Raw genomic sequence first — 26,970 nt, 5'->3', positions numbered from 1 at the left:
CAACAGGCACCGAACGTCTACGAACAGCAGTCAGCTACTCTGACACTTGCCGCATAACGACACGAACAGGTGTCCACCTTTTGGGGACAAGGCCCCAACACCTTCTGGCTCATTGCCGTGGTTGTTCTCCTGGTCGTGGTGGCAGGGTTCGCGATTTCCCTTCTCGTACGCGTCTTCCAGGCGCGCAAGCTGATCGTGGACGCGGGTGTCCCCTTGCAGTCGAAGGCGCTGTTCTGGGCCGCGGTGGTCTACACGATCTCGCCGATCGACCTGATTCCGGATCCGGTCTATCTGGACGACATCGGCGTCCTTCTGGTGGCCCTGAAGGCGCTGCACGCGGCGGCCGCCAAGGCGGGGGCGGACCGCAAGGGCCTGCCGGGCTGAACGGCGCCCGGACTCGGGCAGAAGCAGGTGGGGCGGGACCGTGCAGGCGTATCCACGACGTCGTCGGGCACGTGGCGGTGGCCTCGCTCCATGAGGTGGCGCGTTCGGGCGCCCGGCAGCTCCCGCTCGGGGCCACGTTCGCATTCCCCGATCGGCCCACGGCCTGCGGACGTCGCCAGAAAGACGAGGGCGACGACGCAGGAGGCCCGCCCCTCCACCGTGCGTAAGCTGATCAATACGTACCGAGAGATTTGTCCCATATCCGGAAGGAAAGGAATAGCGCTCCCCATGAAATACACCGTCTCCATCGAGATCGCCCAGCCGCGGGAGAGGGTGGTCCAGCTGCTCGCCGACCCGGCGCAGCTGCCGAAATGGCTGCGAGGTCTGGTGCTTCACGAGCCGCTCAGTGGGGAGCACGGGCAGCTCGGCACGACATCGCGTGTCGTGCTGCAGATGGGCCGGCGGAAATTCGAGTGCACGGAGACCATCACACGCCGGGAACCTGAAGACCTGCGTGAGATCTCGGCTGTGAGCGTCGTTCATTTCGACCGCGAGATCGTCGGCGAGGGCATGTGGAGTGCCGTGCGCGACCGGCTCACCGAAGGCGGACCGGAAACGACGCTCTGGGAAAGCGAGAACGAATACCGGTTCAGCGGCCTCATGATGAAGCTCGTCGGAGTTCTGATGCCCGGCGCATTCCGCAAGCAGTCGCTGCAGCACATGCAGGACTTCAAGGCGTTCGCCGAGCAGGGCAAGGACGTACGCGGGGCATGACCCGGACAACCCTCACGGCGATTTCCCCGTAATCCCGGCCACCCCCAGCGGCCCCGCGTGCTGCTCGTGTCCACGTACCACCGGCAGGGTCGCCGTGGCGGGGGCGGGCGGTCGAGCCTGGCGCGGCGGCGGAGGCGAAACTTCCGTTTTGGGTACGTCAGTTGAAGGCTGAAGCAGTCTGCGAGGCCTTTGCGGGTTCGAGTGTTTAAGATCACTTCGCGATGATTCAGGTTTATCTGATCTTGAGCGAATTCGACTGATTTCTTACCCCTGGCTGGCTGGATCTTGGCCACGTTAGGTTCCCCTTCACATTGCTTTCACAGCCCGTACACAGGTGGCTCGTGAAGAGCTGCCGGGGGGAAGGACAGCGCGTGACTGCGCAATTCAAGGGGGGCCGGTGGCTGGGCGTACTGCTCGGCTCCGCGCTTGTGATGGGGATGGCGGCACCCGTGGTGTACGCCGAGGAACGGGAGCCTGCGCTTCCCGACGTCAACTCCGTGACCCAGGAGGCCGTTCAGGCGGCGAAGGAGACCGGTCGCCCGGTCGAGGACATCTCGCAGCGCGGCGTCGCCGAGCGGGTCTTCGCGGAACCGGAGGGCGGCTTCACCGCCGAGTTCTCCGCCGCGCCCCGCTGGGTCCCGCGGGGCGACGGGAGCTGGCAGGACCTCGACACCACGCTGGAGGTCAAGCCGGACGGCTCGGTGGGGCCCAGAGCGGCCCTGATCGACGTGGAGTTCTCCGGCGGCGGGGGCGACCCGCTGGTGGAGGTCGCGGACGCCGGCCGCAGCGCAGCCCTGAAGTGGCCGAAGGACCTGCCGGAGCCCGTCCTCGTCGGCGACGTGGCCGAGTACAGGGCGGTCTTCCCCGGCGTCGACCTCCAGATGAAGGCCACCGCCGAGGGCTTCCAGCAGGTCCTCGTCGTGCGCACCGAGGCGGCCGCGGCCGACCCCGCCCTGGCCGGCATCCGCCTGGAGCAGGACAACGACGGCCTGAAGATCGGCGAGAACGCCGAGGGCGGGCTGCTCGTCAGCGACGGCACCACGGGCGAGGTCGTCTTCTCCGGAGGCACCCCGCTGATGTGGGACTCCGGCAGCGAGACAGCCGCGTTGGCCGCCCCGGCGGGCGTCGTGAAGGACGCCCTCCTGGAGGACCCCGCCGCGGCCCCGATGCCCGGCGACGACCAGGCCGAGGTCGCCATGGAGGTCGACACCCGGTCCGTCACCCTGAGGCCGGACCCCGAGCTGCTCGCCTCCGCCGACGCGGCCGACCTCCCGCTGTACATCGATCCGCCGCTGGCCGTGGAGAAGCCCACCGCCCCCGGCAAGCGGTCCTTCTACACCTGGGCGAACAGCGACTCGCCGAGCACCGAGTACGCCAACTTCGACGACGACAAGGGAGTCGGCCGCTGCACCAGCGGCGGCTGCGGCTCCGCCTACGTCGGCCGGATGTACTTCGAGTTCAACCTCGATGGCTGGGAGAACCGGAAGATCTACGACGCCACCTTCAGCGTCTACGAGACCTTCTCCTACTCCTGCAGCCCGAGCTGGGTGAACCTCCACCGCGTCGACGAGACGAAGCTCTCCACCGCCACCAACTGGGGCAACAAGCCCGCCGACGGCGACCTCATGGGCGACCGCCACGTCGCCTACGGCAACGAGCAGTTCGGCTGCGAGAACGGCACCGTCAACTTCAACGACAACCCGGAGGAGACGAACGAGAACCTCACCGCCAGCGTCCGCTCGAAGGCGGCCGCGGGCGGCTCGATCGCCTTCTCCCTGCGGGCCGCCGACGAGGACGCGGCGGGCGGCTGGAAGCGGTTCAAGGGCGACAGCGGCACCCTCCGGATCTACTACAACACCCTCCCCGGCAAGCCCTCCGGCGAGAAGACGACCAGCCCGACCACCGCGTGCGTCACGGGTTCCGGCCGCCCCTGGGTCAACCAGAACGACACGACCCCGGTGCTCACCGTCACGGCCGCCGACGCCGACCCGCACAACATCAAGGTCACCTTCCAGGCCTGGGACATGGTGCCGAACGCGGACGACGTCAAGGTGTACGGCGACCTGGTGACCGGCTACGAGCCGGACGGGGCCTTCGAGAAGGGCATTCCCGGCGGCCAGCTCAAGCACGGCCACACCTACCACTGGCACGCCCAGGCCAGCGACGGCATCGACGCGGGCCCGTGGTCGGACTGGTGCGAGTTCGGTGTCGACACCGAGGACCCCGACAAGCCCGCCGTCGCCCTGCCGCCGACCGAGGACATCAAGGCCGGCCAGTCCATGCCCTTCACCCTCAAGGCGAACGGCAACAAGGACTCCGTGTACGGCAACGACGTCCAGTACTACCTGTGGGGACTGAACGACTCCACCCCGGCCGCCAAGGTCGATCCCGCGGCCCTCGGGGCCGACGGAGCCGCGTCCGTGGCCATCCCCAAGTTCGGGCTGCACACGCTGTACTTCCAGAGCGTCGACCGCGCGGGGAACGCCAGCACGGTCGAGAAGGTGACCTTCCAGGCCGGCCGGAGCTGTGCCGACCCCTCGGCCGAGTCCTGCACGGTCGGCTCGTACCGCTTCGACGAGACGGCCGGCACGGTCGCCGCCGACTCCTCCGGCGTCGGTACGGACGACAAGGCCCCGCTGACGGTCAGCGGCGGCTCCTGGGTGGCGGGCGCGGATCCCGCGGCCGCCACGGACAAGGCCGTCCGGTTCGAGGGAGCCGCCACCGGCCACGCCACCGGTCCCAGCCGGGTCGACACCAGCAAGAGCTTCACCGTCTCGGCCTGGGCGAAGGTCACGGACGCCACCGCGAACCGGGCCGTGGTCAGCCAGTCCGGCTCGGTCGGCAACGGCTTCTCGCTCTACTGGTCCACCACGTACGGCTGGACCCTCGCCCGGCACCGGCTCGACTCCGGCACCGAAGCCGCGCGCGCGTACGCCGGTCTGGCCCAGAGCACGCCGCACGTGGGGAAGTGGACGCACCTGGCCGGTGTCTTCGACCCGACCAGGAACACGATCACCCTCTACGTCAACGGCGAACAGGCCGGCGTCGACCACGTCATCCCGTCCGCCGACGGAGGCACCACGTGGGACCCGACCAAGACCTGGAACGCCACCGGGGGGCTCCAGGTGGGCCGGGCGAAGTGGGCGGGGGCCTTCACCGACCCCTTCAAGGGCGACATCGACGACGTGCGGGTCTACCCCACCGTCCTCGAGCGCAGTGACATCAGCCGCCTCGCGTCGCAGAGCTGAGCTGATCCGCAGTAACGACCACACCGCGCCGCGCACGGTCGCGCGGCGCGGTGGACAAGGACGGGCCGCCCTCATCCGGGGCGGCCCGTCGGGGGAGGCACGACGCCATGCCGTCGTGCCCTGAACCGGCCCCGTGGACCGCGGTGGCCGTTGAGGAGACGCACACAGATGCGCAACGGAGCAAGGGGCTTGCGAGCCCGCAGCGCCTTCCTGAGAAGGAGCGGCAGATCGACGGCCTGGGGGGTGGTGGGGGCGCTCGCCCTGACCCTCCTCCAGGCCCCTGCGGGGCTTGCCGCCGACGCCGTGGACGAGAGCGCGCGGGAGCAGCGCCGTCCGAAGACGGCTGCCATGAAGTCGGTCGACGTCACCGCGCTCGCCTGGGAGAAGGGCGGGGCGAAGGACGCCGCCGCTGTGGCGTCGGCCGTCCCGTACGCGAAGCCGGTGTGGCCGGCCGCCGGGAGGGGTGTGGCCGAACTCCCGGTCGACGGCCTGCGTGCGCAGGCCCTGGCGGGCAAGCTCACCGCGGCCGAGGCCGCCGTCGAGGAACCGGCGGGCAGCCTCCCGGTCCGGATCGTCACCCCGGCGGCCGTGCGGGGCAAGCTCGCCGCGGCCGGCGCCGACGCGCGCGCGGCCGGTGTCCGGGCACTGGACGCCCAGGTACCCGACCGCGTCGCCGTCGAGGTCGTGGACCGGGCCAGGACGAAGAAGGCGGGCGTCGACGGCCTGCTGCTGACCGTCGGTCGCGCCGACGGCGAGACCGCGGCCGGCCGGGTCACCGTCGAGATCGACTACAAGGCGTTCGCGGCGGCCTACGGCGGCGACTGGGCCTCGCGTCTGCGCGTCGTCCAGCACACGCCCTGCCTGGTCACCTCGCCCACGCCGGGCTCGTGCGCCGACGGCACGGTCCTGAGGACGTCCAACGACCGGAAGAACGGCACGCTCACCGCCGAGGTCGCCCTTCCCGAGGCCGTACCCGCCAAGGCCGCGCTCGCCGAAGGCGGCTTCCTCAAGGGCGGGGCCGCCGGGGCTCCGACCGCCCGCTCCGCCGCAGCCGCACCGGCCGGCGGGGTCTCCGTCCTGTCGGTGTCCGCCGGCGCCTCGGGCAGCTCCGGCAGCTATGCGGCGACCTCGCTGACCCCCTCGGGAACCTGGTCCGTGTCGGGCAACTCGGGCGCCTTCACGTGGCAGTACCCGATGCGGGTGCCGCCGTCGATCGCGGGCCCGTCCCCGCAGTTGTCCCTCGCCTACAGCTCCGGCAGCGTCGACGGCCGCACCTCCGCCACCAACTCCCAGACCAGCTGGGTGGGCGAGGGCTTCGAGCTGTCCCAGGGCTACATCGAGCGTTCGTACCGGTCCTGCAAGGACGACGGGCACGACACCGAGGGCGAGGAGAAGTACGACCTCTGCTGGCACTCGGACAACGCCACCATGTCCTTCGGCGGTCGCAACGGCGAGCTGGTGAAGAAGTCGGGCGCCGACGCGAGCCGCACGCTCGACGGCAACCCGGACATGAAGCTCGAAGGCACATGGCGTCTGAAGACCGACGACGGCACCCGCGTGGAGCGTTGGTCGGGCGGCTTCAACACCGGTGAGAGCAAGGAGTTCTGGGTCGTCACCACGACCGACGGCACCCGCTACTACTTCGGCCGCGCCAAGCGATCCGCCGCCGACGCCGAGTCCCAGGAGTCCGCCTGGCAGGTACCGGTGTACGGCGACGACTCCGGCGAGCCCTGCCACGGGTCCACCTTCAAGGACTCGCGCTGCAACCAGACCTGGCGCTGGAACCTCGACTACGTCGTCGACGTCCACGGCAACTCCATGACGCTGTACTGGGACAAGGAGACCAACCGCTACGGCGCCATGCGCGACGACGTCTCGGTCGCGTACGACCGGGGCGGCCACCTCAAGCGCATCGAGTACGGCGAGCGCGAGGGCAGCGACCTCACCACCGACGCCCCGGCGCGGGTGGTCTTCGGCGTCGCCGAGCGCTGCGACGGCGCCGCCGCCGACTGTGAGCCCGGCGACCTGAAGCAGGACACCGCCACCCGCTGGCCCGACGTCCCGTTCGACCAGATCTGCACGGACACCGACTCCTGCAAGGAGCAGTGGTCCCCGGCCTTCTTCTCCCGCAAGCGGCTGACCTCCGTCACCACCCAGGTCCTGAAGTCCGGCAGCTACAGCCCGGTCGACACATGGACGCTCGACCAGTCCTACCCGGCCACCGCCGACACCCAGCCGCGGTCGCTGTGGCTGAAGAGCGTCACGCACACCGGTCAGTCGGGCGGCCAGACCAGCGAGGGCCTGAAGACCGTCTTCTACGGCGTCAAGAACACCAACCGGGTGCACGCCGAGGCCCAGGACCGCGACCCGATGTACAAGTGGCGGATCCGCGCCATCCGCTCCGAGAGCGGCGGCGAGGTGGCGGTCACCTACAAGCCGGTCGAGTGCACCGTCGGCGACCTGCCGACCCCGCACTCCAACACCAAGCGGTGCTTCCCCTCCTTCTGGTCGAAGGAGGGCGCGATCGGCGAGAACGAGGACTGGTTCCACAAGTACGTCATCGACACGGTCGTCGAGGACGACCGCACGGTCGCGGGCCTCAACAAGACCACGTCGTACGAGTACTACGGCGGCGCCGCCTGGCGTTACGACGACAGCGAGCTGGCCAAGAGCAAGAACAAGACCTGGAGCCAGTTCCGGGGATTCCAGACGGTCCGCACCGTCACCGGCGACGCCGGCACCGCGCAGCTCAGCACCGAGGGAACCTACCTCCGGGGCATGGACGGCGACCGGACGAACGGCGACGGCGGCAGCGAGGACATCTGGGTCACCGCCTCCGACGGCACCCGCGTCGAGGACAAGGAGCGCCTCCAGGGCTACCTCCTGGAGTCCCGCACCTACTCCTCCGTGCCCGCCGCCACCGTGGCCGACCGCGCGGCCAAGGAGATCAAGGGCTCGGTCAACACGCCCTGGATCTCGGCGCCGACCGCGACCGAGGGCAAGGACGAGGCCACCCTCGTCGGTACCGACCGGATCGACACGCGCACCGCTGTCACGGGCGGCATCCGCCGTACCGCGATCGATCACTCCTACGACACGTACGGCATGATCTCGTCCTCCTCCGACCTCGGAGACGTCGGCGAGGACAAGGCCAACGGCAACACCGCGGACGACTCCTGCACCCGCTACGAGTACGCCCGCAACACCGACAAGACCCTGCTGACGCTGGTCAAGCGCGTCCACACGGTCGCGGTCGGCTGCGCCACCACCCCGAGCTACCCCGGTGACGCGATCTCCGACGTCCGTACCCTGTACGACGACCTCGCCTACGGCGCGGCCCCGGTCAAGGGGGACGCCTCCTCCAGCCAGCGGGTCACCGGCTACAACGGCTCCACCCCGGTCCTGCAGACCACCGGCACCACCGACTACGACGTCCACGGCCGCGTCACCGCGACCCACGACGCCAAGAACAACCGGACCTCCACCTCCTACACCCCCGCCACCGGTGGTCCGGTCACGGGGATGAAGGTCACCACCCCGCCCGCCGCCACCGGCGGCACCGGGCAGAGCACCACCTCGGTCGTCGACCCGTCCTTCGGGCTCGTCACCGCCACGGTCGACGCCAACAACCAGCGCACCGACCTGGCCTACGACGCGCTCGGCCGGCTGACCAAGGTGTGGCTGCCGGGCCGGGCCAAGGCCACCGACGTCCCCAACACCGAGTACGCGTACGACATCAACGCGGACGCGGCGAGCGTCGTCACCACGAGGACGCTGAAGCCCAACGGGAACGTCGCGGTCGCGCACAAGCTGTACGACGGGCTGCTGCGCGAGCGCCAGACCCAGAGCCCCACCCCCAACACCGGGCGGGTGCTCAACCTCGTCGAGTACGACTCGCGGGGCCTGGCCGTCGTCCAGCACGGCCCGTTCTACAACCTCGACTCCCCCGGCACCACGGTCGTCGAGCCCCAGCACGCGGTCGGCGGGAACCCGCCGGCCACGGAGACCGTCTACGACGGCGCGGGCCGTGCCACGGCCACCGTCTTCAAGGTCGGCGGCGCCGAGAAGTGGCGCACGCGCACCGTCTTCCACGGCGACTGCACGGACAGCGACCCGCCCACCGGAGGCACCCCGACCCGCGTCTGCACCGACGCCCAGGGGCGCCGGGTCTCGCTCACCGAGTACGAGTCCCCCTCCGTCTCCGGCACCGGGCGCACCACCACCTACGCCTACGACAAGGCCGGCCGCCTCGCCTCCGTCAAGGACGCCACGGCCAAGAACGAGTGGAAGTGGACCTACGACGCGCTCGGCCGTCAGCGCACCGCTGACGACCCGGACAAGGGCGTCACCACGCTGGCCTACGACGAACTGGACCGCCTCGCCACCGCGACGGACCCCCTCGGCGTCCCCGTCAGCTACCACTACGACAACATCGGCCGCACCACCAAGATCACCAAGGGTGGCGAGACCCTCAACTCCTGGGTCTACGACACCCTCCCCCACGGCATCGGCCGCGTCACCTCCTCCTCCACCTTCAGCGGAGGCAGCGAGTACAAGTCCGTCGTCAACAGCTACGACATCAACGGACGCCCCACCTCCACCGAGCTGATCGTCCCGGCGGCCGAGGGCAAGCTCGCCGGCACGTACACCACCACCGCGACCTACAAGGCCGACGGCTCGGTGGCCGGCGTGACCCTGCCGGCAGCGGGCCCGCTCCCGTCCGAGAAGATCACCACCGGCTACGACCTCACCGGCCTGCCGGTCTTCACCTACGGCACCACCGACTACGTCCGGGAGACCCGCTACTCGAACTTCGGTGAGACCGAACAGCTCACCCTCGGCGTCTCCAGCGCCGCCAAGCAGACGTGGCTGACCAACTTCCACGAGGACGGCACCCGCCGCCTCACCGGCAGCCGGATCGACCGCGAGTCCATCGCCACCCCCGACGTCGACGCGACCTACGTCTACGACGCGGCCGGCAACATCACGACCATCGCGGACGCGCCCTCGGGCAGGACCGCCGACGTCCAGTGCTTCCAGTACGACTACCTGCGCCGGCTCAAGACGGCGTGGAGCCAGACCGCCACCGGCTGTGCGGCGCCCCCGGCGGCGAACAGCGCCGTCGGCGGCCCGGCGCCGTACTGGCACTCGTACGAGTACGACACCGCGGGCAACCGCACCAAGGAGGTCCGCAACCCCGTCAATCCGGCGGCCGGCGGCGCCTCCGCACTGCGGGTCACCACCACCGCCCAGCCGCCCGCGCCCGGCTCCGACCGCCCGCACGCGCTGCCCACCGCCACGGTCACCACCGAGACGGTGAACAGCGCGGGAGCGGTCACCGCCCGTACGGACACGGCCCAGAGCCACGCCTACGACGCGGCCGGAAAGACCGTCCGCCGCACGAAGGCGGCCACCGCGCTGACCCCGGCCGTGGACCAGTTGCTGCGCTGGGACGCCGTCGGCCGCCTCGCCGGCACGTCCAAGGCCGGGGAGAAGGGCGCGGTCACCGGCAACGGAGGCCTCTGCCTGGACCTCAAGGGCGGGGCCACCGCCTCCGGCACCGCGATCCAGGGCCTGGCCTGCGCCTCCGGGAGCACCGCCCAGGCCTGGGAGCTGACCAAGGACGAGCTGCTCACCGCCCTCGGCGTGTGTGCCGTCCCGAACGGCACCACGAGTGGCAGCGCTGTCCTCGCCCGTCCCTGTTCCGCCGGGGACGCCACGCAGAAGTGGAAGATCCAGGACAACGGCTCCGTCAAGCACACCGCCACCGGCCTGTGCCTGACGCTGACCACGGCCACCGGTGGCACGGCGGCCACCGCGGTCACCTGCTCGGCCTCCGCGACGCAGCGGTGGAGCTTCGCCAAGCACACGACCAACGTCTACGGCTCCGACGGCAACCGTCTGATCCGCAAGGAGTACGGCAAGGCGACGCTGTACCTCGGCACCACCGAGCTCACCGTCGACACCAAGAGCACCGGCGCCGCCACGGACGACACACTCAGCGCCGTCCGTTACTACAGCCACGGCGGCAAGACCGTCGCCGTCCGCACCTCCCCCACGCAGGTGCACTGGCTGGCCGGCGGCCTCAACGGCACGGCCGAGCTCACCATCGACGCGGTGGCCGCCGGCCAGACCGTCGTCCAGCGCCGCACCCTGCCCTTCGGCGAGGTCCGCGGCACCAACCCGTCGGCGTGGCCCGGACAGCACGGCTTCGTCGGGGCGGTCAACGACCCGGGCTCCGGCCTGGTCCATATGGGCGCCCGTCAGTACGACCCGGCCCTGGGCCGGTTCCTCTCGGTCGACCCGGTCCTGGACCTGTCCGATCCGCAGCACCTGAACCCGTACGCGTACGGGCGCAACAACCCGGTCATGTTCCCCGACCCCACGGGCCTGTGGTGGGGCTGGTCGGACTGGGGTCACGCGGCGCTCGACGTCGTCGGCCTGGTTCCGGTCGTGGGCGAGGCGGCCGATGTCGCCAACGGCCTCTGGTACACGGCAGAGGGCAACTACGTCGACGCGGGTCTGTCCTTCTCCTCCGCGATCCCGATCGTCGGATACGGCGCGAGCGCGGCCAAGGGCGCGAAGTACGTCGACGAGGGCGTCGACGCGATCCAGGCGGTCACCAAGACCACCGACAAGGCCGCCGACGCGAAGGGTGCCGCAGGCGCTGCCGACAACGTCACCCCGCCGGCCGCTCCCAAGCCGAAGGAGGCTCCCAAGCCCGACCCGCCGGCCAAGCCGAAGGACGACGCCGGCGACGGCGCGGGCACCAAGGGCGACGGCGCCGGCGGCAAGAAGGACGGTGGCGACGACGGCGCCGGTGGCGGTGGCGGGGACGGCGGGGAGACCCTGTTCCGCGGCACCACCAAGAACTTCGGCGGATCGCCCGGCACGAAGCAGAGCGGTGCCACCCCCTCGACCTGGCACCCCGGAGTCGCCACCGCGTACGCGGTGCACTCCGCCAGTCGGGGCGCCGACGCGGTCGTCCACGTGATTCCCTCGTCGAACCTCCAGCGGGCCGGAATCGAGACCGAACGCTACTGGGGCTCCCTGCCGCAGGACCGTGAGGTGGTCATCAACGCGCTGCCCGGCGATGTGGCGAACGCCGCCTCGCTGTCCATTCCCGTGGACCGGGCACGGGAGATTCTCAGTGGAATCGGAATCGATATCCCGGCACACCTTCCTGATCCGAAGTCGCTCGACGAGTTCTTGAAAATCGAACTGCCGGACATGACACCCGGGCAGATATCCGACTTCGTTCAGCAGGCGTCCCGATGATAGGCTGAACAGCCTGACTCCCCGGCCGTGCGGTCGTCCTGCGAGGACCGCACGGCCGGTCTTTTGTCCACCACCATGTGACGTGAGGGCGTAAGGGTTGATGAAGGAAACGGATGTCCGGGAGGGCGGTTTCCCCGAAGGGGATTTCTCGCACCGCCTGCGGGAACTGTGGACCAGGTCCGGCGTGTCGGTCGAGGGCCTGCTGGCCTTTGGTCGCAGGCCTCGGGTCGGTGGCGCGGACTGGTCCGAGGCGGAGGTCCGTTCCTGGCTGGACGGCACTGCCCTGCCGGTCAAGGACTGGCAGTTCCGACTGCTGGTCGCATACCTGGAGTCGGCAGCGCGATCCCGCGACGAGGGATACGTCAAGAATTCCGTGGAATTCTGGTACATGCTGTACTGGAAAGCCGTGGAAGTGCGCCACGGAGTTCCTCCCAGAAGGCGTTCGGGAACTCCCCCGCGCACACCCCGGGAGCGTGACCTGGGAGGCTCCCTCATGCTCCTCAGGGAGTGGCGCTGGGACAGCGAATGGTTCTCCGCCCTGCGGGACCTCGACAATTTCGAGCGCGTCCCCGAACACGTCGCCACGCCCCTCTGGGGATATCTGCAGCGGCACGCACACGGCCTGCCCGTGGCCTACGCGGACGGAACGGTCGACCCGTCCGGCGCCCTCTTCGGTGACGAGGAGCTGGAGCGGGCGCACGAACGGCTGGACGCCGAGGTCCAGCGGTTCGCGACCCACTCCGACGCCCTCGTGTGGGAGGACCCGGACCGCCCGGAGGTGCTGGTCCTTCCCACCTCCCTCGAGGGGCGCGACGAGGCCGCCCGCGGCATGCGGACAGCGGTCGACGGCATCGTCGCGGCGTACTTCGCCCTGGTGGAACTCATCAGGGCCCGACACCTGGTCGACGACGCCTTCCGCTTCGAGCCGACCGAACACGGCGCTCTCGCCGCGTTTCCCGTCTGACGCTCCAGCAGTCGACCTGGGGACCCGACCGTCACCCCTGCGCTGTCCGCCAGACGGTGCCGGAAGCGTCGTCCCTGTACGCGAGGTGACCGAGCGGTAGGGCAGGCAGACTCGCCAACGACGGATCACGCTCCAGCAAGTGCGCCGCGTGCATCAGGCGCGGGCGCCCGAACCAGCGTGGCTCCACAGCCGAGAACGCCTGCCGGTCGCCGTCCTCATCGAGGTGGACACGCACGACCGGCTGCCCGCGATACACGCGCCCGGACACGAAGACAGGGTCGCCGGGAGACAGAACTCGCCCCGGGCCGCACGCCTCGTGCGCTTCGTCCGCCATCCGCCCTCCCTGACTGAAGGGCCTCATCTCAGCACACGCCTCGGACACGGACACCCTCGGGTCGGCACCCGGAGGGCCACTCTTTCCCCCTGTCGAGGGGGAAGTTCAACTCTCCTTCTCAAAAGTTCTCTTGAGGATTCGACGCCCCGCACCCCCTCAAGAGGTGACGTGCGTCACTTATTAAGGGTTGTTTAAGAATCAACGTCGCGACTGTCCCGTTTCTCGCGATTTCTACGCTGCGGCCACAGTTGACGCCTACCTTGAGTGTCAGTCAAAGTCTCCCCATCTTCCGCCCGAACATCCGCGGATCTGCCACATCACCCACCACTTCTCCGTACCTGGAGCATCCGCATGCGCAACAGGACTGCCCTGACCACAGCAGTCACCTCCAGCGCCCCTGAGCCGGAGTCACATCCCCCGCAGGACGACCTCGTCTTCGGGAAGGTCGCATGGCCCGGCGGTCCCGGTCAGGGGGCCCGCACGCAGGACGTCGAGCTCTTCGACGGGGAGCTGACGCCACCGCGCGGGGCTGCCGACTCCGGGCCGCCGCGCGCACGTCATGGCGCCGGGAAGCCCCGGCACGTAAGGAAGGCGTCCCGGCCGCGGAGGACCGCGTCGGCGGCCGAACGTGACGACAGGGCCGGCCTGTCGCTCCCGCTGCTCCTGTCGGGCGCGCTGGCGGCGGGGATCGGTTTGACCGTGGGCCTGACTTCGGGGCTGGGCCAGGCGCGCCCGGACAGTCTGTCCCTCACGATGCCCGACCTCCCGCCCCCCAGCACGACCCCGGCCGCCGAGCCGCCGACCATCACGCTCGTGTCCCCTCGACCGCCTACGACGACCGTCGCTCCGACGTCCTCGCCGGCGACGGACAGCCCGCGCACTCCGGCGAGGACATCGTCCACTTCCCGCACCCCGCCGCCGGCTTCCCTCACCCATAGGCCCACGCCGAGCCCGACGCGCAGCTCCGCACCGGCCGGACGTACTCCGGACACCGACGTCATCCAACTGGGCAGCTCCGGACCCGAGGTCGACGACCTGCAGCGTCGCCTCCGCCACCTTCATCTGTACCTGGGCTCGGTCGACGGCATCTTCAGCGAGTCGGTGGCAACGGCTCTGAGCCGCTTCCAAACAGCCCGTAACATCCCCGAGGCGCGAGGCGTCTACGGTCCTCTGACGCGCGCTGCCCTGTACGCCGAGACCAGTCACGACGACCGGGACGACTGGGGTGGGGACGACTGGACCGGCTGGGACGACTGACCCGCGCTCGGGGCGTGGGCCTGTTCGTCGACTATGGGCCTATGGGCCTACGGGCAGTTGTAGCGGTAGTCGTTCGCGTCGGTGGTGCAGGTGTCGAGGCCGGAGCCGCCGTCGACGGCGTCGTTGGCGCCCACGCCGTCCTGGGAGTTGAGGTTGTCGTTGCCGCCTTCGCCGGCGAGCCAGTCGTTGCCGGACTGGCCGAACAGCCGGTCCGTGCCGGTGCCGCCGCTGATGTAGTCGTTGCCGGCTCCGCCGTAGATCGTGTCGTTGCCGCCGTGGCCGTAGACGGTGTCGTTGCCACTGAGCGCGCAGATCACGTCGCCCGCGGCGGTGCCGTTGATCGTCTCGGTGGCGCTGGTGCCGACGATGGTGCAGCCACGAGCGTTGTTGACGGTGGTCGAGGCGTTGGCGTGGTTGTTGGCCTGGTTGGGGTCCTCCTGGACCGACCCGGCGACCACCCAGTCCGTCAGGGTGCCGGTCGCGCGCGGCTCGGCGACCACGGCGACGGTGGCCGAGGCGCCGGGGGCGATGTTCCCGAGGCTGCAGTTCATGGTGGTCGGGTTGACGGTGCAGGGACCGCCCTGACTGGGGGTGGCCGACAGCAGAGTGCCCGACCCGCCGGTGAGGGTGTCGGAGACCGATACCCCGGCGGTCGTCGTCGTGCTGTGGTTGGTCACCCGGATCGTGTACGTCACCGTGTCACCGAGACTGACGGTGGCGGGCCCTGTCTTGGTGACGGAGATGTCCACGGTGGGCGGAGGCGGGGTGTCGTCGATCCGATAGCGGACCACGGCCTGGTTGTCACCGTCCTGGCCGGACACGACGATCTTCCCGTCGGACTGCAGCGCCACGGCGTAGGCCTCGTCGAAGAACGTCGAGATGTCGGTGGTCACCAGGCCGTCACCGTGGAAGGTGGTGTCCAGGGATCCGTCCGTGGTGTAGCGGGCGACCGCGAGATCAAGGTTTGCGCCGCCCACCACCACGATCTTGCCGTCCTCCTGCAGGGCCATGTCGTGTCCCACCGCGGAGCTCGCACCGAAGGCGGTGGTCACGGTGCCGGTGCCGCCGCCGAACGCCGGGCTCAGGTACCCGTCCTCGTCGTAGCGGGCCACGGCGAACCGGGATGCCGTCCCGCTGCCGCTGGACCCGGCGGCCACGAACCCTCCGGGTACTTGTTCCACGCTCCGGATCTCGTTCCCGAACGCGGTGGCCACCTTGCCGTTGTCACCGAAGGACGCGTCCGTCCCCCCGAACTCCTGGAAGAAGCGCATGAGTCCGAAGCCGGCCGGGCTCGAGCCGGCCGCGAGATACGCTTCGCCGCCCGCCGGCGTCAGGTCGTAGATCGCCGAGCCGCCGCCGACGTACGTGAAGACGGTCTTCCCCGAGCCGTCGTCGCCCCAGGGGGCCTCGGGGGTACCGGTGGAGCTGAAGGCCGCGACCATCGCGTTGCCGCCCAGCGCGCCGCCGATGATGATGCGGCCGTCGGTTCCGTTGATCACCGTGTTGGCGACGCTCGACGCGGTCGACCCGAGTCCGGTGACGAGCTTGCCGTCGCCGGAGAACGTGGTGTCCAGGGAGCCGTCCATGGTGTAGCGCGCCATCGCCACCTGCGGCACGAAGGTGTCCGCCGGCCCGCTGCTGCCCACGACGAGGAGCCCGCCGGTGCTGTCCTGCATCAGCGCCCGGGCCTCGTCGTGGCTGCCGGCGTCGAAGTCGGTGAAGACGACGCCGTCGCCGCCGCCGAACGTCGTGTCCCGGCTGCCGTCGGCGTTGTGCCGCACGAGGATGAAGTCGTAGGGCTGCTCGAAATCGGAGCCGCTGCCGAGCGTGACGATCTTGCCGTCCGCCTGCACGAGCACATCCGAGTTGAACTCGGCGTTCGCTACGTCGACGGTGACCTTTCCGTCCCCGCTGAAGCCCGGATCCAGGTCGCCCGGGACTGCCGTCGCGACGCCCGGCAGGCTCAGGGCGAGTGACAGGGCGAGGCCCGTGACGAGTGCGGCGCGGGCACCGCCACCGTGCCGGCTTCCTCTCCGCACCGTTCCGACATCGGCCATGGTTGTGGACATCTGAACCTCTCCGCCTCCGGCCGCCCCGCGGCCGGTCACCGCCAGTGACGGCCCTCAGCTTCCGGCCACCGTCGGCGCAGGAACGGAACGGCTCGCGACACTGGGCCCGCTGGGCGAGGGGAGCCCACTCGTGTGGGTGAGAGGGCTTGCCGGACACGGCCGCCCTGCGCGCTGAGGCGCACCACGCAGGGAGCCGACCCACAATCGATCACTACGATCGAAAGTTCTCTACTGAACGGTTGACTTCGATCGCAACGATCGTATTGTTCCTATGACCGTACGAGGCCGGGGAGTTGATACCCCGGATTCCCCTCAGGAGGACACATTGCAACGTCGCAAGGTCCTGACCACATGTGCGGGCGCGGTCGGCGCGCTCGTGCTTGCTGTTCTTCCCGGCACGGTTCCGCTCGCGGCGGCGCAGAGCGCGGCCGCGGGGTTCACCGTGTACACCAACGAGCGGGGCGCTCATCCGACCGGGCAGCCCCAGTACGGCGCCACGAAGGCCACTGTCGTCTACGACGTCTTCGCCTACCGCTGCGACGCGGCCGGCTGTACCTCCAACGGCGGGGCGCTGCCTTCGCAGGCCACGTACGAGGCCAAGGTCAAGGAGTACATGGGCGCGGGGCAGTTCGGGGGTGAGGCGACCGCGCCGGTCGTGCTCGACTTCGAGGACATCGAGCTGACGCAGGTTCCCACGGGGCAGGCGGCGACCCACGCCTACAACCTGTGGCGGCAGTTGCTGACGTGGACCCGCAACGCGGCTCCGCAGGCGCCGATCTGCCACTACGGCTACGACTGGCAGACGCGCAACCAGGAGCTGATCAAGCAGCTGCACGACGACGACCTGCTCGACTGCTTCGCCCCCCGGGCCTACTTCGACGACGGCCAGTCGTTGGCGGCCTGGACGAGCCGGTTCGACGCGTCGATCGCGCGGGACCGCGCGATGGCGCCGGATCACCCCATCTACCCCTACGTCAACCCGGTCTCGTTCCCCTCGGAGACGTACCAGCCGGGCAACAGCTGGGCCCATGTGATCCAGCAGGTCAAGGCGAAGGCCGACGGTGTCGTGGTCTGGGAGGCCGGCGCCGAGAACGCCGACGCCTGCCCCTGGGTGTCGCAGCACTCGTACGAGATGGGCGTCATCACGGGAACCGGCAGCAGCGGCCCCCTCCGGGCCACCGCCACTCCTCCGAGCGGCAACTGCACCGTCTCCCGCGGCGCCCAGGTCCCGATCCCCGTCACGATCACCAACACCTCGGGCTCCACCACGGCCGCCACGCAGATGCAGTCCATCGGAGGGCAGTCGCCGGGGGTCGGCACCTACGGCACCGGCTGGCAGTACTGGAACGTCCCCGCCCTCGCGCCGGGTGCGACCTTCCACACGACGCTGTACCTGAACATCGACGCGTCCCAGGCCACCAGTACGGTGCTGCTCCACCTCAGGACCGGTCTCAGTGACACGCGTCTGGCGCTGATCGTGATGTGACGTGCCCCCGCCGGGCCGCTCACCCCAGGCCGTACACGCGCTTCGCCGTGCCGGAGAGGACCGCCGTCCGCTCCGGCTCGGTGAGGTCCGCCGTCAGCTCGTGTGCCGTCGTCACCACCTCGCCGTACGAGCTCGCCAGGAGGCAGACCGGCCAGTCCGAGCCGAACATCAGGCGGTCCGGGCCGAAGACCTCCAGGGCCGTTTCGGTGTACGGGCGCAGGTCGTCGAGGGTCCAGGAGTCCCAGCGCGCCTCGGTGACCAGGCCCGAGAGCTTGGCCGTCGTGTGGGGCAGGGTGGCGAGGGCGTGGAGGTACTGGGCCCAGCTGTCCCGTTCGCCGGTGGCGACGGGAGGCTTGCCCAGGTGGTCGAGGACGAAGGTGAGGTGCGGCAGAAGGAAGGCCGCCGAGGTCGCCGCGGGCAGCTGGTGGGGCCGGATCACCAGGTCGTAGGCGAGGCCCGCCGAGGCCACGGCTTCCAGGCCGCGCAGGACGTCCCGCCGCAGGATCCACAACGGGTCGGGCTCGCTCTGGATCTGGTGACGGATGCCCACCAGCTTGTTCCCGCCCGGCAGTTCACGGAGGCGGGCGAGTTCCTCGGCCACGTCGGGGGCCGTGAGGTCGGTCCAGCCGACCACACCCCCGACGAGGTCGTGGGCGCCGGCCAGGGCGAGGAGTTCCGGTGTCTCCTCCGCCGTCGTGACCGTCTGGACGAGAACCGTCGATGTCACACCCGTCGCGCCCGCCTCCGGCGCGAGCTCGGCGAGGGTGAAGTTCCGTCGCAGCGGCGTCATGCCGTCGTCCGCGAGCCAGGGTTGGTCCCGCGCGCCGAGGTCCCACACATGGTGGTGGGCGTCCACGATGCCTCCGTGCATCACAGCTCCCAGACGACGGGCAGGCCGGCGTCCGCGCCGTCGGCGCTGTAGTCGTGGGCGACGTCGAGCAGCTCGGCCATGCGGGCCTGCCAGGCGATGTTGACCGGGAGGTGCTCCAGGGCGGCGAGGAGCCTCGTGTAGTCCTCGCACTCCAGGACGTGGAAGAGGTCGGTTCCGCTGCGCCAGATCGTCCAGGACGTGGCTCCGGCCGCGCGGAGGGCCCGGGTCAGTTCCTCGGGGACCGCGCGATGGGCGTCCTCGTACGCGGTGACGCGGTCCGGGCGGACCCTGGTGTGCAGGGCGACTCTCATGACGGCTCCTCGGTGGATCGGGCGGCGACTGACGGCTCCTCGGCAGGCCGGGCCGCGACTGACGGCTCCTCGGCGGATCGCGCGGCGACGACGATGACGTCGAGGGTGCGGGGGCCGTGGACGCCCTCGATCCGGTCGAGTTCGATGTCGCTGGTGGCGGACGGTCCGGAGACGAAGGTGAGCGGGGCGGTGGGGTCGAGGCGGGACAGCGCTTCGGGGACGTCTCCGACGATCTGGTCCTCGCGCACCACGCAGATGTGGTGGTCGGGGAGGAGGGAGAGGGCCCGGCGTCCCTGTCCGGGGCCCGCGTCCAGGATCACCGTGCCCGTGACGGCGATCCCGACGGCCGCGGTGGTGAGCACCGCGGCCGCCGCGTCCAGGGCGACCGGGGAGAGCGGCGGTACGTCCCCGAGGCGGGTGAAGCGGCCCTGGGGCAGGAGCCTTTCGGGGAAGCCGGGCGGTACCACGACGCCGCCTGGGGGTCGCTCGGCCAGGGCCGCCGCGATGGTGCCCGCCACCTGCGCCCGTGTCGTGCGGATGACGGACGCCCCGTGGCCGGCGACGCGTTCCACGAAGAGGGCCACGGGGTCGGGCGCCGTGGAGACGGCGCGGTAGTCGCGGGGAACGTCGTCGCCGTCGGGTGTCTCGCTCGCCGGGACATCCGCCAGGGCCTGCGCGATGCGGGCCAGTACGGCCTCTCTCGTACTGCTCATCCCTCGCCTCCTTCTCTCGCGCGGCGGCGCCACCAGCTCCGGAAGGACTCGGCGGGCGGCACGGGCGTGTCGCGGGTGTCGGACCATCGGGAGAGCGGGCCCGGAAGTCGCCGGATCAGGCCGCGGCGCCCCCACAGCCGGGCCGCGAACCCGGCGGCCCGCCCGAGCCGTCCGAGCCGGGTGGGTGAGCGCAGGACCATCGCCGCCGCCCCCATGGCCAGGGACTCGGCCGTCGGCAGGAGCCGGGCGGCCGCCTTCGCCTCGACGGCCCGGGCCCGCAGATGGACCAGGACCTCGGGGATGTCGATGCGCACCGGGCACGCGTCGTAGCAGGCGCCGCAGAGCGTGGAGGCGAACGGCAGGGTGTCCGCGTGCTCGACCCCGACGAGTTGCGGGGTGAGCACCGCGCCGATCGGGCCCGCGTACACCGAGCCGTACGCGTGGCCGCCGGTGCGCTCGTACACGGGACAGACGTTGAGACAGGCGGAGCAGCGGATGCAGGACAGGGTCTGCCGTCCGACGGTGTCCTTCAGGGTGGCGGTGCGGCCGTTGTCGAGCAGGACGAGGTGGAAGTCCTGCGGCCCGTCCCCCGGTGTCACACCGGTCCACATCGAGGTGTACGGGTTCATCCGCTCGCCGGTCGAGGAGCGGGGCAGCAGCTGGAGGAAGACGTCGAGGTCGGCGAAGGAGGGCAGCACCTTCTCGATGCCCATGACGGTGATCAGGGTCTCCGGCAGGGTCAGGCACATCCGGCCGTTGCCCTCGGACTCCACGACGCACACCGTGCCCGTGTCGGCGGCGGCGAAGTTGGCGCCGGAGACGGCGACCTTCGCGCGCAGGAACTTCTCCCGCAGATGCAGCCGCGCCGCCTCGGCCAGCTCGCGCGGGTCGTCGGTGAGTCCGGCGGGGGCCGGCCTGCCCCACTTCCCCATCTCCCGGCGGAAGATCTCACGGATCTCGGCCCGGCCGCGGTGCAGGGCCGGAACCAGGATGTGCGAGGGCCGGTCGTCGCCGAGCTGTACGACGAGTTCGGCGAGGTCGGTCTCGTACGCACGGATGCCGGCGGCGTCCAGTGCCTCGTTGAGGCCGATCTCCTGCGTGGCCATCGACTTGATCTTGAGGACCTCGGTCTCGCCCGTGGCTCGGACCAGCTCGGTGACGATGCGGCGGGCGTCGGCGGCGTCGGACGCCCAGTGCACCTGGCCGCCCGCCCGGGTCACGGACTCCTCGAGGCGCAGGAGATGGTGGTCGAGGTGGCGGAGCGTGGTCCGTTTGACGGCCTCGCCGGCTTCGCGCAGCCGCTCCCAGTGGCCGAGTTCCGCGGTGGCGGCGAGGCGCCTGTCGCGGATCGTGGTCGTCGCCCGGCGCAGGTTCGCGCGGAGTCGGCCGTCGGCGAGGGCGGAGCGTGCGGCGTCGGGGAAGCCCGGTGCGCCGAGCCATACGACGTTGTCGGCGGCGGTCATCGGGGGTCTCCGTCCGTCGAGGCGAGGATCTCGGCGAGGTGGCGGGTGCCGATGCCGGTCCGCAGCCGGGAGAGTCCGCCCCCGATGTGCAGCAGGCAGGAGTTGTCCCCCGCCGTGAGGACCGCGGCGCCGGTCTCCTGCACGTGCCGCATCTTGTCGGCGAGCAGGGCGTGGGAGGTGTCCGCGTTCTTGAGGGCGAAGGCGCCGCCGAAGCCGCAGCAGGACTCGGCCGCGGGCAGCTCGACGAGGTCGATGCCCCGGACGGCCCTCAGGAGCTGCAGGGGACGGTCGGCGACCTTGACCATGCGGAGCGAGTGGCAGGTGGGGTGGTAGGTGACGCGGTGCGGGAAGTACGCGCCGACGTCGGTGACGCCCAGGACGTCGACGAGCAGCTCGGACAGCTCGTACACGCGCGGGCCGATCCGTTCGGCCTCGGCGGCCAGGCCCGCCTCGCGGTGCTCCCGGGCGACCTTCGTGTGGTGGTGGCGGATCGTTCCGGCGCAGGACGCGGAGGGGGTCACGATGGCGTCGTGGCCGGCGAACACCTCGGTGAAGCGGCGCACCATGGGCAGGGCCCGCGACCGGTACCCGGTGTTGATGTGCAGCTGGCCGCAGCACGCCTGGGCCTGCGGGAAGTCGACGGTGTGGCCGAGCCGTTCGAGGAGGGTGACCACGGCCCTGCCCGTCCGCGGGAACATCGTGTCGTTGAAGCAGGTGACGAAGAGGGCGATGCGCATGGTCAACGCTCCCCCGGCAACGGGACGTCGGCCGGCAGCAGGCCCTCGGCGCGCAGCTCGGCCCACACGTCGGCGGGGAGGGGGCGCGCGAGCTGCTCGGCGGCGTCGCGGACCTCGTGTCCCGAGCGGGCGCCGACGAGGACGCTCGCGACGGCCGGATGGCCGAAGGGGAAGCGCAGGGCGAGGGCGCGCAGGGGCACGCCATGACGTTCGGCGACGGCCTTCAGGCGCAGGGCGCGGGCCAGGACCTCGGGCGGCGCGGTGGTGTAGTCGTAGGTCGCTCCGGGCCGGGGGGCGGCGAGGAGCCCGGAGTTGAAGACGCCGCCGATCACGACGCTCTTGCCGCGGGCCGCGGCCTCCGGCAGGAGGCCGGTGAGGGCGCTCTGGTCGAGGAGGGTGTACCGGCCGGCGCACAGCACCACGTCGACGTCGGTGTCGCGGACGAAGCGGGTCAGCATGGCGGTCTGGTTCATCCCGGCGCCGATCGCGCCGATCACGCCCTCCGCGCGCAGCCTCTCCAGCTCCGGATACGCCTTCTCGAACGCTTCCCGGGCGTGGTCGTCGGGGTCGTGGAGGTAGACGACGTCGACGCGGTCGTGGCCGAGGCGCAGCAGGCTCTCGTGGATGCTGCGGCGTACGCCCTCGGCGGAGAAGTCCCAGACGCGGCGCTGCGTGGCCGGCACGGCGAACCCGTTGGCCAGGTCGTCGCCGCCGCCGGTGGCCGGCCGGAGGAGACGGCCGACCTTGGTGGACAGGACGTACGTGTCCCGGGGTCGGGTGCGCAGGGCGGCGCCGAGGCGTTCCTCGGAGAGGCCGAGGCCGTAGTGCGGGGCGGTGTCGAAGCACCGGATGCCCGCGTCCCAGGCGGCGTCGACGGCTCCGGCGGCCTGTGCCACGTTGACCGGCGCGTACAGGTTGCCGATGCCGGCGGCGCCGAAGGAGAGCGCGGTGACGGTGACCTTGCCGGTGCCGAGGGGGTGGTGTCGCACGGAGGCGGTGCCTTTCGCTCGGTTCGGTGCCGGGTTCCCCGCTCGGCTCATGGGCCCGCTCATTTCTCGGCCGGGCGCATGCGGAGTCCCTGCATGCCGCCGTCGACGGCGAGCGCCGTGCCGGTGACCGACGCGGCGGCGGGGCTCGCCAGGTACGCGATGGCGGCGGCGACTTCGCCGGCCGTGACGAGACGGCCGGTGGGCTGGCGTGCCTCAAGGGCCGCCCGCTCCTGGGCCGGGGCGTCCGCGGCGTCGAGGAGCCTGCCGACCCAGGGGGTGTCGACGGTTCCGGGGTTCACACAGTTGACCCGGATGCCCTCGCGGACGTGGTCGGCGGCCATGGCGAGGGTCAGGGAGAGGACCGCGCCCTTGCTGGCGCTGTACAGGGCCCGCTGCGGCAGTCCGGCGGTGGCCGCGATCGAGCACGTGTTGACGACCGCGGCGGCTCGGGACGCGCGCAGGTACGGCAGGGCGGCGCGGGTCGTCCGGACGATGCCGAGCACATTGACGTCCAGGACCCGGTGCCACTGCGCGTCGTCGTTGTCCTCGACGGTCCCGAGGGCGCCGACGCCGGCGTTGTTCACCAGGATGTCGATGCCGCCGAGGGTTTCGGCGGCCTCGGCGACCGCCGACCGTACGGCGGTGTCGTCGGTGACGTCGGCCCGGTGACCGACGAGGGGTGCGGGCAGGCCTTCGGGCGCGCGGTCGAGTACGGCGACGGTGGCGCCGCGCGCGGCCAGCAGTTCGGCGGTGGCCAGGCCGATGCCGGAGGCGCCGCCGGTGACGACGGCCCGCAGGCCGGTGAACTCGCTCATGCGGGGCTCCCTTCGCGGGTGGGGCGGGTGGGGTCTGCGGTCGCCAGGTCGGCGCTCCAGAAGGTGCCGTCGGGGTACGCGTACTCCTCGATGGAGCGCGGGTGCATCTCGCTGGAGAAGCCGGGGACGAGCGGGGCCCGGTAGTGGCCGGCCCGGATCTCCACGGGGGTGCGGAAGTGTTCGTGGAGGTGGCCCACGTACTCGACGACCCTGTTCTCGGTGGTGCCGGACAGGGCGACGTAGTCGAACATCGACAGGTGCTGGACCAGTTCGCACAGGCCGACGCCGCCGGCGTGCGGGCAGACCGGTACGTCGTGGTGGGCGGCGAGCAGCAGGATGGCCAGGTTCTCGTTGACGCCGCCGACGCGCGCGGCGTCGATCTGCAGGATGTCGATCGCGCCGGCCTGCAGGAGTTGTTTGAAGACGATCCGGTTCTGTACGTGTTCGCCGGTGGCGACCTTGACCGGTGCGACCGCCCCGCGTACGGCCGCGTGGCCGAGGATGTCGTCGGGGCTGGTGGGCTCCTCGATCCAGTAGGGGTCGTACGCGGCGAGCGCCTTGGTCCACTCCACGGCTTCGTGGACGTTCCACCGCTGGTTGGCGTCGATGGCGATACGGATGTCGGGGCCGACGGCGGCGCGGGCGGCGCGCAGGCGGCGGATGTCGTCCGCGAGGTCGGCGCCGACCTTGAGCTTGATCTGGGTGAAGCCCTCGGCGACGGCGGCGCGGGCGAGACGGCTCAGCTTCTCGTCGGAGTAGCCGAGCCAGCCGGGTGAGGTGGTGTAGGCGGGGTATCCGTGGGCGCGGAGCGCGGCGGCGCGTTCGGGGGCGTCGGTTCTGCCGCGTCGGAGCAGGGCGAGGGCGTCCTCGGGGGTGAGGGCGTCGGCGATGTAGCGGAAGTCGATCTGGGAGACGAGCCAGGCGGGTTCGGCGTCCGCGAGGAACTGCCACAGCGGCTTGTCCGCGCGCTTGGCGGCGAGGTCCCAGACGGCGTTGAGGACGGCGCCGATGGCCATGTGCATCACGCCCTTCTCCGGTCCGAGCCAGCGCAGTTGGCTGTCCCCGACCAGGTCGCGGCTGAGCGAGCCGGGGTCGGCACACAGCTCGGCGACGGGGCGCCCGACGACGTGCGGGCGCAGTGCGTCGAGGGCGGCGACCTGGACTTCGTTGCCGCGGCCGATGGTGAAGGTGAAGCCGTGCCCTTCATGGCCGTCGGCCGCGTCGGTGCGCAGGACGACGTAGGCGGCGGAGTAGTCGGGGTCGGGGTTCATGGCGTCGGAGCCGTCGCGCTCCCGCGAGGTGGGGAAGCGGATGTCGTAGGTGTCGACGGCGGTGACGCGGGCGGTGGATGCGGTCATGTGGGGCCTCTCAGGGACCTCGCGGGCCGGCGGGCGCTCGCGGACGTCAGGCTTGGGCGAAGGTCTGGCGCTGGCTGCCGAGTCCGTCGACGGACAGCTCGACGGTGTCTCCGGGGCGGAGGTACGGGGTGCCGGGCAGGCCGAGGGCCACACCGGCGGGTGTACCGGTGTTGATGACGTCACCGGGCTCCAGAACCATGTAGTTGCTCAGGTACGCGACGAGGTGGCCCACCTGGAAGATCATGTCGCGGGTGGTGCCGTGCTGGCGCCGGACTCCGTTGACGGTCAGGCGCAGCCCGAGGTCCTGCGGGTCGCCCACCGCGTCGGAGGTCACCAGCCACGGGCCGAGCGGGTTGAAGGTCTCGCAGGACTTGCCCAGGTCCCACTGGGGCGAGTAGTCGAGCTGGAACTCCCGCTCGGAGACGTCGTTGCTGATGGCGTATCCGGCGATGTGGCGCAGGCCCTCCTCGGCGCTCTCCAGGTAGCGGGCCCGGCTGCCGATGACGACCGCGAGTTCCACTTCCCAGTCCGTCCTGGCCGAGCCGCGCGGGATCAGCACGTCGTCGTAGGGGCCGACGACCGTTCCGGGATCCTTCATGAAGACGACCGGGCGGGTCGGGACGGGCGCGCCCGTCTCCCGTGCGTGGTCGCGGTAGTTGAGGCCGATGCAGACGACCTTCCCGGGCCTGGCGACGGGGGCGCCCACGCGCAGGCCCCTCGGGTCGAGTTCGGTGAGCCCGCGCTCCTCGACGGCCGCCCGGGCGCGGGCAACTCCGCCCGAGGCGAAGAACGTTCCGTCGATCTCTTCGGCGACGGGCGTGAGGTCCCACACCCGGCCGTCGTCGGTGCGTACGGCCGGCCGTTCGGCGCCGGGGGCGCCCAGGCGCATGAGTTTCACTGGCGGGTCTCCTCACAGACGGGGGAAGGGGGTGGGGCCGCTGCCGCCCGAGGGACGGTCGAGCGGTGGGTCACGGCCCCACCCGTGCGCGGGACCCGTGGTCACGGCCGCGCGGAGCGGCGGCTGCCGGACGGGCCGGATCCCGGGCCGGGGCTCAGGCGGAACGCCCTCGGCCACCTAGATTTATCAGACCAATTGACGTCCACGACACCCCTCATGCAGAGAAATTCCCCCTTCACAGGTGGAGTGGTCCGACCACTTGGCTGACTAGACTGCCCGAATCGGACGAGGGAGGGAATCGGTGGAGGAGCGCACCCCGGCGCGGGGAACCGTGACCCAGCGGGCCATCGAGCAGATCAAGGCGATGATCACCGAGGGCGAGCTGAACCCCGGGGACCGGCTACCCACGGAACGGGACCTCGCCGCTCAGTTGGGCCTGTCCCGGAGTTCTATGCGGGAGGCGGTCCGCGCGCTAACGGTCATGGGCGTCCTGGAGGCGCGGCACGGCTCCGGGATCTACGTGCGGGGCCTCGGGGCCGAGGACCTGCTGGAGACCTTCGGTGTCGTCGCCGACCTCTCCCGCGGCGAGCAGCTCGTCGAACTCCTGGAGGTCCGGCGCGTCCTGGAGTCCACGGCCACCGCGCTGGCGGCCGCCCGGATCGACGAGGAGCAACTGGCCGCGGTGACCGCGCACCTGACGGCGATGGAGGAGGCCGAGGACCCCGAGGAGATCCTCGCCCACGACCTGGCCTTCCACCGGGCCGTCAACGCGGCCTCGGGCAACGGGACCATGGCCGCCATCCTCGAAGGTCTGTCGACCCGGACGTTCCGGGCCCGCGCACGGCGAGGCTACGCCGAGGACGGCGCGTTCGAGCGCACCCGCCGTGAGCACGCGGCCATCCACCGCGCCCTCGTCGCACGCGATCCCGAGGCGGCACGCGCGGCCGCGGCGGCTCATGTCGGCGAGGTCGAGGAGTGGCTGCGGTCCCACGTGGAGCGGTGAGTCCCGACGCGGTGAGAA

At 71.1% G+C, this 26,970-nt stretch carries 18 protein-coding genes; 8 read left to right on the top strand and 10 right to left on the bottom strand.

The window, feature by feature from the left end:
• The first annotated feature begins 111 nt into the window (after positions 1 to 111).
• The 6 genes from AB0E14_RS15480 (at position 112) to AB0E14_RS15455 (ending at position 14,239) form a co-directional block, all read left to right on the top strand.
• Positions 112 to 384 (top strand): YkvA family protein, encoded by a 273-nt coding sequence (locus AB0E14_RS15480; RefSeq protein ID WP_362416870.1) that lies wholly within the window; start codon positions 112 to 114, stop codon positions 382 to 384.
• Between the two features lie 288 nt (positions 385 to 672).
• The gene (locus AB0E14_RS15475) at positions 673 to 1,158 is read left to right on the top strand and encodes an SRPBCC family protein (RefSeq protein WP_362416845.1); all 486 of its coding nucleotides are present in this window, start codon (positions 673 to 675) and stop codon (positions 1,156 to 1,158) included.
• 371 nt (positions 1,159 to 1,529) lie between these two features.
• Entirely contained in the window at positions 1,530 to 4,406 is a 2,877-nt protein-coding gene (locus tag AB0E14_RS15470; protein ID WP_362416842.1) for a LamG-like jellyroll fold domain-containing protein, read from the top strand.
• Between the two features lie 189 nt (positions 4,407 to 4,595).
• Positions 4,596 to 11,684 (top strand): ricin-type beta-trefoil lectin domain protein, encoded by a 7,089-nt coding sequence (locus AB0E14_RS15465; RefSeq protein ID WP_362416839.1) that lies wholly within the window; start codon positions 4,596 to 4,598, stop codon positions 11,682 to 11,684.
• Between the two features lie 100 nt (positions 11,685 to 11,784).
• Positions 11,785 to 12,648, top strand: a complete 864-nt coding sequence (locus tag AB0E14_RS15460; RefSeq protein ID WP_362416836.1) for a hypothetical protein — start codon at positions 11,785 to 11,787, stop codon at positions 12,646 to 12,648.
• Positions 12,649 to 13,333: 685 nt separating this feature from the next.
• A complete protein-coding gene (locus AB0E14_RS15455) occupies positions 13,334 to 14,239 on the top strand; it encodes a peptidoglycan-binding protein (protein ID WP_362416833.1) in 906 nt (301 codons plus the stop codon).
• 47 nt (positions 14,240 to 14,286) lie between these two features.
• Here AB0E14_RS15455 and AB0E14_RS15450 read toward each other — a convergent pair whose 3' ends face one another.
• Complete coding sequence (locus AB0E14_RS15450; RefSeq protein WP_362416830.1) at positions 14,287 to 16,308, bottom strand: calcium-binding protein; 2,022 nt, start codon at positions 16,306 to 16,308, stop codon at positions 14,287 to 14,289.
• Positions 16,309 to 16,633: 325 nt separating this feature from the next.
• Between AB0E14_RS15450 and AB0E14_RS15445 the strand changes: the two genes are divergently transcribed.
• Positions 16,634 to 17,794, top strand: coding sequence for a hypothetical protein (locus AB0E14_RS15445; RefSeq protein ID WP_362416827.1), 1,161 nt, complete (start codon positions 16,634 to 16,636; stop codon positions 17,792 to 17,794).
• Between the two features lie 19 nt (positions 17,795 to 17,813).
• Here AB0E14_RS15445 and AB0E14_RS15440 read toward each other — a convergent pair whose 3' ends face one another.
• The 9 genes from AB0E14_RS15440 to AB0E14_RS15400 are packed head-to-tail and all read right to left on the bottom strand — an operon-like array spanning position 17,814 to position 25,949.
• Positions 17,814 to 18,665: an amidohydrolase family protein gene (locus tag AB0E14_RS15440; RefSeq protein WP_362416824.1), complete on the bottom strand. Its 852-nt coding sequence runs from the start codon at positions 18,663 to 18,665 to the stop codon at positions 17,814 to 17,816.
• Entirely contained in the window at positions 18,665 to 18,976 is a 312-nt protein-coding gene (locus AB0E14_RS15435; protein WP_362416821.1) for an L-rhamnose mutarotase, read from the bottom strand. The genes AB0E14_RS15440 and AB0E14_RS15435 overlap by 1 nt, the downstream gene beginning before the upstream one ends.
• Positions 18,973 to 19,689, bottom strand: coding sequence for an LUD domain-containing protein (locus tag AB0E14_RS15430; RefSeq protein ID WP_362416818.1), 717 nt, complete (start codon positions 19,687 to 19,689; stop codon positions 18,973 to 18,975). The genes AB0E14_RS15435 and AB0E14_RS15430 overlap by 4 nt, the downstream gene beginning before the upstream one ends.
• Positions 19,686 to 21,152 carry a lactate utilization protein B gene (locus tag AB0E14_RS15425; RefSeq protein ID WP_362416815.1) on the bottom strand — a complete coding sequence of 489 codons (1,467 nt, stop codon included), beginning with the start codon at positions 21,150 to 21,152 and terminating at the stop codon, positions 19,686 to 19,688. The genes AB0E14_RS15430 and AB0E14_RS15425 overlap by 4 nt, the downstream gene beginning before the upstream one ends.
• Positions 21,149 to 21,889, bottom strand: coding sequence for a (Fe-S)-binding protein (locus AB0E14_RS15420; protein WP_362416812.1), 741 nt, complete (start codon positions 21,887 to 21,889; stop codon positions 21,149 to 21,151). Before AB0E14_RS15420 ends, AB0E14_RS15425 begins: the two co-directional genes overlap by 4 nt.
• A gap of 2 nt (positions 21,890 to 21,891) precedes the next feature.
• Complete coding sequence (locus tag AB0E14_RS15415; RefSeq protein WP_362416810.1) at positions 21,892 to 22,878, bottom strand: aldo/keto reductase; 987 nt, start codon at positions 22,876 to 22,878, stop codon at positions 21,892 to 21,894.
• 59 nt (positions 22,879 to 22,937) lie between these two features.
• Positions 22,938 to 23,693 (bottom strand): SDR family oxidoreductase, encoded by a 756-nt coding sequence (locus AB0E14_RS15410; protein ID WP_362416808.1) that lies wholly within the window; start codon positions 23,691 to 23,693, stop codon positions 22,938 to 22,940.
• On the bottom strand, positions 23,690 to 25,051 hold the full coding sequence (locus AB0E14_RS15405) for an enolase C-terminal domain-like protein (RefSeq protein ID WP_362416806.1): 1,362 nt from the start codon (positions 25,049 to 25,051) through the stop codon (positions 23,690 to 23,692). Before AB0E14_RS15405 ends, AB0E14_RS15410 begins: the two co-directional genes overlap by 4 nt.
• A gap of 46 nt (positions 25,052 to 25,097) precedes the next feature.
• On the bottom strand, positions 25,098 to 25,949 hold the full coding sequence (locus AB0E14_RS15400) for a fumarylacetoacetate hydrolase family protein (protein WP_362416804.1): 852 nt from the start codon (positions 25,947 to 25,949) through the stop codon (positions 25,098 to 25,100).
• 301 nt (positions 25,950 to 26,250) lie between these two features.
• Between AB0E14_RS15400 and AB0E14_RS15395 the strand changes: the two genes are divergently transcribed.
• The gene (locus AB0E14_RS15395; RefSeq protein WP_362416801.1) at positions 26,251 to 26,952 is read left to right on the top strand and encodes a FadR/GntR family transcriptional regulator; all 702 of its coding nucleotides are present in this window, start codon (positions 26,251 to 26,253) and stop codon (positions 26,950 to 26,952) included.
• The last annotated feature ends 18 nt before the right edge of the window (positions 26,953 to 26,970 follow it).

Origin of the sequence: Streptomyces sp. NPDC047981 (genome assembly GCF_040653315.1) — a bacterium.
Taxonomy (GTDB): domain Bacteria; phylum Actinomycetota; class Actinomycetes; order Streptomycetales; family Streptomycetaceae; genus Streptomyces.
Note: the sequence above shows the minus strand (reverse complement) of the source record. Positions and strands in the feature narration are given on the sequence as shown.